Annotated in this window: 10 protein-coding genes; 6 read left to right on the forward strand and 4 right to left on the reverse strand. The window is 45.4% G+C overall.

What is annotated here, in order from left to right:
* The first annotated feature begins 153 nt into the window (after positions 1-153).
* On the forward strand, positions 154-1,083 hold the full coding sequence (hprK, locus tag ABIN22_RS02100) for an HPr(Ser) kinase/phosphatase (protein ID WP_109729535.1): 930 nt from the start codon (positions 154-156) through the stop codon (positions 1,081-1,083).
* Between the two features lie 36 nt (positions 1,084-1,119).
* Positions 1,120-2,049 (forward strand): ROK family glucokinase, encoded by a 930-nt coding sequence (locus tag ABIN22_RS02105; protein WP_109729534.1) that lies wholly within the window; start codon positions 1,120-1,122, stop codon positions 2,047-2,049.
* A gap of 134 nt (positions 2,050-2,183) precedes the next feature.
* On the opposite strand, the gene ABIN22_RS02110 is transcribed toward ABIN22_RS02105, so the two are convergent.
* Positions 2,184-4,736, reverse strand: coding sequence for a transglycosylase domain-containing protein (locus ABIN22_RS02110; protein ID WP_346906266.1), 2,553 nt, complete (start codon positions 4,734-4,736; stop codon positions 2,184-2,186).
* 190 nt (positions 4,737-4,926) lie between these two features.
* Here ABIN22_RS02110 and ABIN22_RS02115 point away from each other — a divergent pair, with 190 nt between their 5' ends.
* On the forward strand, positions 4,927-5,580 hold the full coding sequence (locus ABIN22_RS02115) for a YigZ family protein (protein WP_109729532.1): 654 nt from the start codon (positions 4,927-4,929) through the stop codon (positions 5,578-5,580).
* 67 nt (positions 5,581-5,647) lie between these two features.
* On the opposite strand, the gene hpf is transcribed toward ABIN22_RS02115, so the two are convergent.
* The 3 genes from hpf to typA all read right to left on the reverse strand — a co-directional run bounded on the left by hpf (position 5,648) and on the right by typA (position 8,803).
* On the reverse strand, positions 5,648-6,205 hold the full coding sequence (hpf, locus tag ABIN22_RS02120) for a ribosome hibernation-promoting factor, HPF/YfiA family (protein WP_109729531.1): 558 nt from the start codon (positions 6,203-6,205) through the stop codon (positions 5,648-5,650).
* An 84-nt stretch (positions 6,206-6,289) separates the two neighbouring features.
* A complete protein-coding gene (locus tag ABIN22_RS02125; RefSeq protein WP_109729530.1) occupies positions 6,290-6,901 on the reverse strand; it encodes a transporter in 612 nt (203 codons plus the stop codon).
* Positions 6,902-6,976: 75 nt separating this feature from the next.
* A complete protein-coding gene (gene typA / locus ABIN22_RS02130; RefSeq protein WP_109729529.1) occupies positions 6,977-8,803 on the reverse strand; it encodes a translational GTPase TypA in 1,827 nt (608 codons plus the stop codon).
* 489 nt (positions 8,804-9,292) lie between these two features.
* Here typA and ABIN22_RS02135 point away from each other — a divergent pair, with 489 nt between their 5' ends.
* From ABIN22_RS02135 to dapB, 3 genes are all read left to right on the forward strand, one after another.
* Positions 9,293-9,922 (forward strand): single-stranded DNA-binding protein, encoded by a 630-nt coding sequence (locus ABIN22_RS02135; RefSeq protein WP_109729528.1) that lies wholly within the window; start codon positions 9,293-9,295, stop codon positions 9,920-9,922.
* A 108-nt stretch (positions 9,923-10,030) separates the two neighbouring features.
* Positions 10,031-10,921 (forward strand): 4-hydroxy-tetrahydrodipicolinate synthase, encoded by an 891-nt coding sequence (gene dapA, locus ABIN22_RS02140; protein WP_109729527.1) that lies wholly within the window; start codon positions 10,031-10,033, stop codon positions 10,919-10,921.
* A 129-nt stretch (positions 10,922-11,050) separates the two neighbouring features.
* On the forward strand, positions 11,051-11,809 hold the full coding sequence (dapB, locus tag ABIN22_RS02145) for a 4-hydroxy-tetrahydrodipicolinate reductase (protein WP_109729526.1): 759 nt from the start codon (positions 11,051-11,053) through the stop codon (positions 11,807-11,809).
* Positions 11,810-11,832 lie beyond the last annotated feature (23 nt).

An 11,832-nucleotide genomic window follows, 5' to 3' on the forward strand; every position in this document is an offset into this window, starting at 1 on the left:
TATTTATGGTATAATGCTCGAACTTGGCGAGGTATTATCGAGCCTAGTAAGACATACACCTAAATACTTAACGAGGTATTTCACGAGTTTAGTATTTATGGTATAATGGATAAAGAATTTGTGTTGAAAGTGATAATGATAAAGGAGATTATTATGGGACAAGGAGTAAAGTTAAGCGAAATTGTTGAAAAGATGGATTTAAAGAATCTGACTCCTGATGTTGAACTGATCGGACGTGAGGTGAATGTGCCGGATATTAACAGACCTGCACTTCAGCTGACTGGGTTTTTTGATCATTTTGACTCGGACAGGGTACAGATGATTGGATATGTGGAGTATGCATATCTTGAGACTTTGAGTGAGGAAAGAAAGCACCAGATATATGATGAGCTTTTGAGCCATCAGGTCCCCTGTATTGTTTTCAGCAGAGATATGGAGCCTGACCCGGAACTGCTTATCAAGGCCGTACAGCATCAGGTGCCGATTTTTACAACTTCGAAATCTACCTCCTCATTTATGGGTGAGATCATCCGCTGGCTGAATGTGAAGCTGGCTCCGTGCATTTCCATACACGGGGTACTGGTGGATGTTTATGGTGTTGGTGTTCTGATTATGGGCGAGAGCGGGATTGGTAAGAGTGAGGCGGCCCTTGAACTGATTAAGAGAGGACACCGTCTTGTTACGGACGATGTTGTAGAGATCAGAAAAGTAAGCGATGATACATTAGTGGGAGCTGCGCCAGATATTACGAGACATTTTATAGAGCTTCGGGGCATTGGCATTGTTGACGTGAAGTCGATGTTCGGTGTGCAGAGCGTCAGAGAGACACAGAATATCGATCTGGTTATTACTCTGGAAGACTGGAACCGGGACAAGGAATATGACAGACTGGGGCTGGAAGAGAATTATACAGAGTTTCTGGGCAACCGTGTTGTCTGCCACAGCATTCCGATCCGTCCGGGACGTAATCTTGCGATTATCGTAGAATCAGCGGCTGTCAACCACAGACAGAAACAGATGGGATATAATGCTGCACAGGAATTATATAAGCGTGTGCAGGAGAATCTGGCAAAGAACAGATAGGTTTAACGAACATAAAAGGCAGATAGGAGAAGAATCATGAAGTATTGTTTTGGCGTTGATATCGGAGGAACTACAGTAAAACTGGGTCTGTTTGAGGAAACAGGGGAGATTCTTGACAAATGGGAGATCAAGACCCACACGGAAGAGGAAGGAAAGGCGATCCTGCCGGATATCGCACAAACCATCCTTGCAAAGCTTGAGGAGAAGCAGATTCACAAAGAAGATGTGCTTGGGGCAGGAGTCGGCGTACCTGCACCAGTGACAGAAGACGGAATTGTCAATGGCAGTGCTAATCTTGGATGGAACTATAAAGAAGTGAAAAAAGAGATGGAAGAATTGACCGGACTGCGTGCAGAGATCAATAATGATGCGAATGTAGCCGCTCTGGGTGAGATGTGGAAAGGCGGCGGGGCAGGCCAGAAGAATATGATCATGGTTACCCTTGGCACCGGAGTTGGCGGCGGCGTGATCATTGCAGGCAGAGTCGTGACAGGGGCGCATGGAGCCGGCGGAGAGATCGGCCACATCTGTGTGAATTATGACGAGACGGAAGTGTGCGGATGTGGAAAACGCGGTTGTCTGGAGCAGTATACATCTGCGACAGGGATTGTTCGTCTGGCTAAAAGAAAGCTTGAGAATGAGACCCGTGATACGATGCTTGTAAGGGACACTGTGACAGCGAAGGACGTGTTTGATGCGGTAAAAGCCGGAGATCTCGTTGCCGCCGAAGTGGCAGAGGAATTCGGTATTTATCTTGGCCGTGCACTCGCAAATCTTGCAGCGGTCACTGATCCGGCTGTATTTGTAATCGGTGGAGGAGTGTCCAAAGCGGGAGAAGTTCTGATCCCTTATATTGAGAAGCCTTATATGGAGTCTGCACTATTTGCAAATAAAGAAGTGAAATTTACACTGGCAACACTGGGAAATGATGCAGGGATATGTGGGGCAGCCAAGCTTGTACTGTAAAGTCGTTTAGATCTATTCACAAGTGTTTATGAATTATAAAACAGCAGAGAAGATAAGGAATTGCTCTTATCGTCTCTGCTGTTTTGCTTGTATGGGCAGGTTTTTAACCTGCCTGTATTCATTTCTAAAGCCGATCAGGCCGGAGGAGTGGTCTCTCCGCCGCCTCCATCAGTCCCCGGATCAGGTGTCGGAACATCTCCACCGCCTTCGTCTGGGTTCTCGGTACCGCCTCCATTGTCAGGATTTTCGGTATTGCCACCGTCATCAGGATTCTCGGTGTTATCCTTCTTGTCATCATCCTTCTTCTCATCGTCTTTCTTTTCGTCTTCCTTCTTCGGAACATAATGTCCGGGACAGCTCTGCGTCGGTGCAGTTCCCTTTGCAAAATATTCTGTCAGCGGGGGACAGGTAGAAGTTGCAAGCAGGCCGGTCTGTGTGCAGATTGTTTTCTGTTCTACGGAAGTCGGCATTGTAAATGCTTTATAAGGAAGGTCTGCATGGACACGGTCCATGATGTTCTTCCAGAGGACTTCATGCCATGCCTGGTCCATATTGTCCATCGGCTTGTTGGAATCATACCCGCCCCATACACTGCATGTATAATAAGGAGTATATGCGGAGAGCCAGAGGTCGGTACTGTTCTCTGTCGTACCTGTCTTACCTGCCGCAGCCATGTTGTTCAGTCTGGCAGCCGTTCCGGTTCCCTTGTTAATAACATCTTCCATTGCGCTTGTAAGGAGGGCGGCAGTGGAATCTTTAATCACCTGGTGTGTAGCCGGTTCGGTATTGTCCAGAAGGACATTGCCGTCATGGTCTAAAACCTTTGTGTACAGAATTGGTTCTGTGTATACACCGCCGTTTGCAATTGCTGCATAGGCAGCTGTCATTTCCAGATTATAGGCACCCTGTGTGATACCACCCAAAGCAGTAGCCTGTGCCACATCTGTATATTCAGGAAAGTCGCCGTCAAAGTTAACAAGTGTTGTGAATCCGAAGTTTATGAGTGAATCATATCCGGTCTGTGTACCGATATCTGTCAGTGTCTTGACTGCGCATACATTCATGGAATGCTCAATAGCGTAACGGACACGTGTCATGCCGATATATTTCTTGTCCCAGTTTTCCACATACTGTGTGCTGTTCTCATACTGGAACGGCGCGTCATCGTCGATTGTTGATGCCAGAGTATATCCGGCAGAATCAAGTGCGGGCGCATAAGTGGAAAGTATTTTGAAACAGGAACCCGGCTGTCTCGGGGAGTCTGTTGCACGGTTCAGGGAAAGGCTTGTCTTCTTCTCGCCGCGTCCTCCGACAATGGCCTTGACCTTGCCTGTATACTGGTCCATTACAACGACAGATGTCTGCGGCTGAGGTGTGATATCGATATTTTCCGCTATCGTATCCTGTTCCGTAATGCCGAGAGTGCTCTTGTACTCTGCGATCGCCTGATTGGCTGCATCTTCCGATGAGAATACAAGTGGGTACTGGTCGCCGCGTGTATCTTTAATATACTTAGCCAGCATCTCTTTGCTGTAATTGTCGGACGTGCCGTCAGGATGTGTCACGGTCAATGCATATTCGAGACCATACTCCACGTTATATGGATAATTGTTCGGATTCGCTACCTCTTCGTCACAGATCTGCTGGATATTCAGGTCCTGTGTTGCAGTGATGGTGAGTCCGCCACTGTACAGTGCATTGTATGCCTGCGTCTCTGTATACTGCTTCCGGTTGATCAGATCTTTTATGATCTGCTGGGAGAGCCTGTCTATGAAATAAGAGTTCGGCTTGTCCTCCGGTGTTGCAGCCACGGTCTGCTGGATTTTTTCATAAACATTTTCAGCCTTGGCTTCATCATATTCCGCCTGTGTAATGTAGTTCTGCTCCAGCATGTTTTTCAAAACCTTGTTCCGTCTCTTTTCATTTGCCTCCGGATGCAGGACCGGGTCATAGTCGGACGGGCTCTGCGTGATGCCGGCGATGACAGCACTTTCGGAAAGTGACAGGTCTGAGACGTCCTTGCCAAAATAGCGCTGTGCGGCTGTCTGTACCCCGAGACAGTTCTGGCCGAGGTTGATCGTATTCATATAAGCCTCGACAATCTCTTCCTTACTCATCTGCTTTTCAATCTCTACTGCCAGATACTGTTCCTGAAGTTTACGCTTCAGCTTGTCATAGAATGTCTTTTCCTCAGTAAACTCAGGAAACACGTTATTCTTAATCAATTGCTGTGTCAGGGTACTTGCACCCTCTGAGAAGTTACCACCGGAAGTAAGTCCGACAACACCGGCCCTTAGGATTCCCTGAAGGTCAATTCCGTTATGCTTATAAAAACGCTCGTCCTCAATGGCAACAAATGCATGAGTCAGGTTGACAGGTATCTCGTCATAGTTTTTGTAAACCCTGTTAGAACCTTTTTGTACAAAGGAGTCCAGAAACTTTCCGTCCTCTGTATAAGCAAAGGATGTTTCATCGGACGGCTTGACATTTGCAGGAGTAACCTTAGGGGCGTCGTCGACAATCTTCTTAACAAACAGGCCAACCCCGCCGGCCCCGATAACTGCAATAAGTAGTATACAGATAAGGAGAGCCTTAAAAAAGCGGACCCCGACCCGCTTCTTTTTCATGTTCTTTTTTGATGAAATATTCTTCTTTCTCTTATCGAGATTCTCTTTTCCGTAATTCATGAATAATATCCTCCTTTATTCATTCCACTCATTATATCAAATTTACTTCTCTAAATAAAGAAAAAACGGTAAAAGTTCATATTTCTAAAAAAATCTTAATAATTTCTTGTGGTTTTCTACTGATTTGTTATATCCTATATTCATAAGCATAACTATTTTGCAGAAAAATCATTGACAGAGGTAGAAAACTATGGATTATCAAACAGTATATCAGGGCGCCGGTGCGGAAATTGTCGAAAAAAAGTCCCGTTTCATATCCAGTGTATTTCCTGTTTCTTCGGAAGAAGAAGCAATGGAGTATCTGGAAAAGATAAAAAAGCAGTATTGGGATGCCAGACACCACTGCTGGGCCTATGTAATCCGGGCGGACAGGACACTGGAACGCTTAAGCGACGACGGAGAACCGGGCGGCACGGCTGGCAAGCCTATTTTAGACGTTATAAAGGGTGCAAAGCTTGAAAATGTGCTGATTATCGTTACACGCTATTTCGGAGGCACCCTGCTTGGCACAGGAGGACTCGTCAGGGCATATACGTCCGCATCCCGTGAAGGCCTTGCCCATAGTACGATTATAACCAGAATTTACGGTTTTAAACTGAAAATACAGACCGATTATACAGGGCTTGGCAAAATCCAGTATATACTCGGACAGGCAGGCCTGCATATTACAGACACGGCCTACACAGATTCTGTAGAGCTGACGGTACTGGTTCCGGAAAAGGAAGAGAAAATGGTGGCTGCAAAAATCACAGAAGGGACAAATGGAAAAAGCATTATCCGGAGAGAAGGAACCTGCTGGTTTGCAGAAATAGATAACGAAATCAAGGTCTGGGAACAGGAATAAAAAAGAAAACAAGAATAAAGAAGGTACCCGGCTGCAGTCGGATACCTTCGCGTTCTTATCAATTCATTTAATCGAATTCTGGCTCGATCAATCCAAAAGAGCCGTCTTTTCTCTTATAAACTACGTTTACTTCATCAGTCTCTGCATTGCAGAATACGAAGAAAGAATGTCCAACCAGATCCATCTGGATGCATGCATCTTCCGGATACATCGGTTTGATTCCGAAACGCTTGGTCCTTACGATACGAATATCGTCGTCTGCCTGTCCTTCGTCATCGGATTCGAAGAACTCCTTCTTGAAGTTACTTCCGCTGGATGCTGCTGTCGGGTGCCCCTGGCTCTTTGCGACCAGTTTATTTTTATACTTGCGAAGCTGACGTTCAATGACTTCCTCAACAAGGTCGATGGATACATACATATCGGTGCTTGTCTGCTCGGAACGGATAATATTTCCCTTTACCGGGATGGTTACTTCAATTTTCTGCCTTTCTTTCTCCACGCTGAGTGTTACGATGATTTCTGTTTCAGGAGTGAAATACCTTTCGAGTTTTCCTAACTTTTCTTCGATAGTGTTCTTCAAGCCTGGTGTTACGTCGATGTTCTTTCCACTAATAATAAAATTCATGTGCTCAACTCCTTTTGTTCATATTATACAGACAGATTATAATATCCCGCCTGTATTATGTAAATATTATAGCATGGAAAAACTTTATTGTATAGAACGAATCACTTCAATTCTAGTAATTTTTCCATCTGTGATTTTGGCAATGCGGAGTCCGAATTTCTGGAAATAGATACATGCGCCGACACCAGCTTCTACTTCATCGGCTTTCATTTTCTTCATCATTACCTCCAGAAGAGTCTCATCGTCCTCATATGGGATGTTTGCATGGATGAGGCGGTTTACGTGGCGGACCTTCTGGCTGGACCGGAAGATGATTCTCTCGGATTCATCGAAAGCTACGAATAAAAATTTCCTTGTTGCAAACAAAATTGCAATGGCGATGACACCGAGGAGACTGTTGATAGGGGAGGAATGGTCGATTATGACCTGCCTCGCAATGGCAAACAGCAGTACTTCGAAAACGGTCATCGGCGTATGGAGATATAACATACGGATCATCTCCACGCCGATGATCAGGTTGAAGCATGTTGTCAATAGATCATCATAATTTGGATAAGCATTCAGGTCTGTCAGATTGCCGAAAGACATGATGAGCTGCACGGTCATGATAATAATACCGGCGGCCAGCAGTGCGGCAATGATTAATTCCAAGGCAGTTGTCAAGCTTTTTAGAAACGCATTTGCATATTTTTTCATGTGTTCTTCTCCTATTGGACTGTCTTATTTGAACCTGTGGTCTATCAAATTGTAACTGTTCAGAATCGTGGCTGACTATTTTAAATTACTTCTTTTACGCATTCTTGCATCCAGAATTTTCTTGCGGATACGCAGTGACTTCGGGGTAACTTCCAGAAGTTCGTCTGTATCGATGAAATCCAGTGCCTCTTCGAGACTTAAAATGCGCGGTGTGGAAAGCTTCAGTGCATCATCTGCACCGGAAGAACGGGTATTCGTCAGATGCTTTGTCTTGCAGACATTGAGCTCGATGTCTTCGGCCTTTCCATTCTGTCCGATAACCATACCGGCATATACCTTTTCCCCGGCTCCGATGAATAATGTTCCGCGTTCCTGGGCGCCGTATAATCCGTAAGTGACAGATTCACCTGTCTCGAATGAAATCAGTGAGCCCTGCTTTCTATACTGGATATCACCTTTATATGGAGCAAATCCGTCGAAGCTTGTGTTGAGGATTCCGTTTCCCTTCGTATCTGTCATGAACTCGCCGCGGTATCCGATCAGCCCTCTGGACGGGATTGAAAACTCGAGTCTTGTATAGCCGCCGTTGGATGTTCCCATGTTCTGGAGTTCCCCTTTACGCTGGCTGAGTTTGTCGATGACAGTACCGGTGAATTCATCAGGAACATCTACATACGCAATCTCCATAGGTTCCAGTTTCTTGCCATTTTCGTCTGTCTTATAGAGGACCTCGGCCTTGCTGACTGCAAATTCATAACCTTCACGCCTCATATTTTCAACGAGAACAGAAAGGTGGAGCTCACCGCGCCCGGAAACCTTAAAGCTGTCGGCGCTGTCTGTCTCCTCCACACGGAGGCTGACATCGGTGTTGAGTTCACGGAACAGTCTGTCACGCAGATGGCGGGAAGTCACGAACTTTCCTTCCTGTCCTGCAAACGGGCTGTCATTTACAACAAACTGCATCGAAATCGTCGGCTCGGAAATCTTCTGGAACGGGATAGCAGTCGGGTTTTCCGGTGAGCACAGTGTGTCCCCGATTGAAATAGAAGAGATACCGGAGATTGCAACGATAGAACCGATGGAAGCTTCCTTGACTTCTACTTTATTCAGCCCGTCAAACTCATATAACTTGCTGATCTTAACTTTCTGCTGCTTGTCAGGATCATGGTGATTCAGAAGCACCATTTCCTGATTCACGGCAATTCTGCCGTTATCTACTTTACCGACTCCGATACGTCCGACATACTCATTGTAGTCAATGGTACTGATCAGAACCTGGGTCGGGGCCTCCGGGTCACCTTCCGGCGCCGGGATATAATCCAGGATTGTTTCAAATAAAGGCTGCATGTCCCTCTCATCATCCGTCAGGTCGAGTACGGCGATACCTGATTTTGCAGAGGCATATACGAACGGGCAGTCTAACTGGTCGTCGGAAGCCTCCAGATCCATGAACAGTTCGAGCACTTCGTCAATGACTTCATCCGGCCTTGCTTCCGGACGGTCAATCTTATTGATACATACGATAACCGGCAGGTCCAGCTCCAATGCTTTCCTCAGGACGAACTTAGTCTGTGGCATGGCGCCTTCAAAGGCATCGACAACGAGGATAACCCCGTTCACCATCTTCAGAACACGTTCTACTTCACCACCGAAATCGGCATGTCCCGGTGTATCGATGATATTGATCTTTGTACCTTTATAATATACGGCAGTATTTTTAGAAAGGATCGTAATACCTCTTTCCCTCTCGATATCATTGGAGTCCATGACACGTTCTGCCACTTCCTGATTCTCACGGAATACACCGCTTTGTTTCAAAAGTTCATCGACCAGTGTGGTTTTGCCGTGGTCAACATGGGCGATAATCGCAATATTTCTAACATCTTCACGCTTTGTTTTCATAATTTCAACACTCTTTCTACTATAATATGTGGTTACAACTTTTTTATTCTATCACAAAACTTTCCATATGGGAAGGGGATATGTCAGACTTCGGAGGCGGCACGGCTTAAAAAGTATTCCCAGGATTCCTGGATTTATATAAAAACTTCCCGACAAAATCTTACAGTAATATAAAGGAATCGCCACTTTTCGAAGTGTTTAAAACAATAAAAAAACCAGAAAAAAAGTATCAGATTCATTCCCTTTATCCGGTCTTTTTAATCTGCATAAAAGCCTTGCAGAAGTGAAAAAGCAAACAGGTCATGCCTGCCTTTAAAAGCTGCTCTTTGTGGAGGGTGTTTTCAACCGCAAACCCGCTGTACCGCTATACCGCGCTATCATATTTTGTCGAACGAATTAGGTGGGAATTTTAGTCTAATGCCTATATCATGTTCATAGACTTAGTATTGACTCAAAAATACCACTCAGAGGAAGGGAGTACTAAAAATTATGTCAGATAAGATTATTGAAAACAATCAGGTAACAATCATGGGAGAGGTGGCATCTAAGTTTACATACAGCCACGAGGTTTTTGGAGAAGGATTCTATATGGTAGATGTGCTGGTAAAGAGGCTCAGCAATTCCGATGACCGGATCCCCCTTATGATATCAGAGAGACTGATTGATGTGACTCAGGATTACACAGGGGAATTCATCATGGTTTCCGGACAGTTCCGTTCTTACAACCGTCATGAAGAGCAGAAGAACAGGCTTGTTTTATCTGTTTTTGTACGTGAGGTTGAATTTATTGATGAGGAGTTGGACGGGGCAAAAACGAACCATATCCTTCTGGAAGGCTATATCTGTAAGAGACCCGTTTACCGCAAAACGCCGCTTGGAAGAGAAATCGCAGATCTTTTGCTGGCAGTGAACAGGCCCTATGGAAAGTCCGATTATATCCCATGCATCTGCTGGGGGAGAAATGCCCGCTATGCATCCGGATTTGAGGTAGGTGAACATGTACAGATCCTTGGAAGAATCCAGAGCCGGGAATATGTAAAAAAATTATCCGAGACAGAAACGCAGACACGGATTGCTTATGAGGTTTCTGTGAGCAAGCTGGAGTGTATGGAAGAATAAGTAAAATGTATGTTCTGGAAATCCTCTTTGCACATTCTGTACGTTGACATTAGGTGCATTTAATGTTAAACTTTGGAAAGATAAGTGTTTAAGATTAGGAGGATGTATATGTCAATTTTTAAAGGAGCCGGAGTGGCGATCATCACACCATTTCACGAGGATGGAAGCGTTAACTACGATAAGCTTGATGAACTGATTGATTTTCACTGCGAGAACGGCACAGACAGTATTGTCATTTGTGGCACGACAGGTGAATCTTCTACGTTAACAGAAGAAGAACATATGGAATGTATTAAGTTTACAATAGAGCGCACAAAGAAGCGTATTCCGGTAATTGCCGGAACAGGTTCCAACTGTACGCGCACAGCAATTGAGATGTCAAAAGATGCAGCTAAAGCAGGTGCGGACGGACTGCTCCTTGTGACTCCTTATTATAATAAAGCAACTCAGGCAGGCCTGGTGGCACATTATAAGGCGATTGCGGCTGAGGCGAAGGCTCCGATTATCTTATACAGTGTTAAGAGCAGGACCGGGATGAACATCGAACCGGCTACTGTGGCACAGCTGGTAAGCGAAGTTGACAATATCGTCGGTATCAAGGAAGCTTCCGGGGATATCGGACAGATTGCAAAGATTATGCAGATGACAGACGGTAACATTGACCTGTACTCAGGCAATGATGACCAGATTGTGCCACTGCTTTCCCTTGGTGGAAAAGGTGTAATCTCTGTATTATCTAATGTCGCACCTCAGGAGACACATGATATCTGTGAGATGTTCTTCAAAGGGGATATTGAGGGAAGCCGGGCTTTACAGTTGAAAGCATTGCCGCTCATCAACCAGCTGTTCAGCGAAGTGAATCCGATTCCGGTTAAAAAGGCTGCGAACCTGATGGGAATGGAAGTCGGAGGTGTGAGAATGCCTCTCACAGAAATGACAGAAGCCAATGCAGCAAAACTTGCAAAAGCAATGGCTGATTTCGGACTGAAGCTTGCTTAATTAAAGGAAATTTATGTTTGTTAAAGGGATATCATAAGTTGAGTAAAGTACTCAAATGTGGTATCCTTTTTTATATCAGAAGCAATCTAATGTGAAAAAAACATGAAAAATACACAGGAGGAGTTAAAAATGATTAAAGTTTTAATGCATGGATGTAATGGGAAAATGGGGCGGATGATCACAGGGCTGGTCAAAGAGGATGAGAAGCTGGAGATTGCCGCGGGGGTGGATGCGTATACCGGGACTGCCAATGACTATCCGGTTTTCGAAAGTATCAGTGCGTGTGACGTGGATGTGGATGTTGCAATTGACTTTTCAAACGCAGGGGCAGTCGATGCCCTGCTTGATTACTGCGTGGAAAAGCAGGTGCCGGTCGTACTCTGTACAACGGGCCTTTCAGAAGAGCAGCTCAGGAAAGTGGAAGAAGTTTCTAAAAAAGTAGCGGTTCTGAAGTCTGCAAATATGTCGGTGGGAATCAACCTCCTTTTGAAACTGCTGAAAGATGCGGCCAAGGTGCTCGGACCCGCAGGGTATGACATCGAACTGGTGGAGCGGCACCACAACCAGAAACTCGACGCACCGAGCGGAACAGCCCTGGCTCTGGCAGATTCCATGAATGAAGCATTAAACGGGGAGTATACTTATGTATATGACCGCAGCCAGGTACGCAGAAAAAGAGATGCAAAAGAGATGGGAATCTCGGCGGTACGCGGAGGAACCATTGTCGGGGATCATGAAGTGATCTTTGCCGGACCGGATGAGGTGATCGAGTTCAGACATACCGCATATTCCAGAAGTGTTTTCGGAAAAGGTGCTGTTGAGGCGGCTAAATTCCTGGCAGGGCAGCCGGCTGGCATGTATGATATGAGTGATGTGATTCAGTTTTAATCACACGGGGGATTTAGGAGGAA

This window comes from Faecalicatena orotica, from assembly GCF_905197545.1.
GTDB lineage: Bacteria > Bacillota > Clostridia > Lachnospirales > Lachnospiraceae > Faecalicatena_A > Faecalicatena_A orotica.

Coding starts and splice junctions, on each gene's coding strand:
- ABIN22_RS02125 (WP_109729530.1), bottom strand. CDS start 6,901: ATGAAAAAATATGCAAATGCGTTTCTAAAAAGCTTGACAACTGCCTTG.
- hpf (WP_109729531.1), bottom strand. CDS start 6,205: ATGAATTTTATTATTAGTGGAAAGAACATCGACGTAACACCAGGCTTG.
- ABIN22_RS02115 (WP_109729532.1), top strand. CDS start 4,927: ATGGATTATCAAACAGTATATCAGGGCGCCGGTGCGGAAATTGTCGAA.
- hprK (WP_109729535.1), top strand. CDS start 154: ATGGGACAAGGAGTAAAGTTAAGCGAAATTGTTGAAAAGATGGATTTA.
- dapA (WP_109729527.1), top strand. CDS start 10,031: ATGTCAATTTTTAAAGGAGCCGGAGTGGCGATCATCACACCATTTCAC.
- ABIN22_RS02105 (WP_109729534.1), top strand. CDS start 1,120: ATGAAGTATTGTTTTGGCGTTGATATCGGAGGAACTACAGTAAAACTG.
- dapB (WP_109729526.1), top strand. CDS start 11,051: ATGATTAAAGTTTTAATGCATGGATGTAATGGGAAAATGGGGCGGATG.
- typA (WP_109729529.1), bottom strand. CDS start 8,803: ATGAAAACAAAGCGTGAAGATGTTAGAAATATTGCGATTATCGCCCAT.
- ABIN22_RS02110 (WP_346906266.1), bottom strand. CDS start 4,736: ATGAATTACGGAAAAGAGAATCTCGATAAGAGAAAGAAGAATATTTCA.
- ABIN22_RS02135 (WP_109729528.1), top strand. CDS start 9,293: ATGTCAGATAAGATTATTGAAAACAATCAGGTAACAATCATGGGAGAG.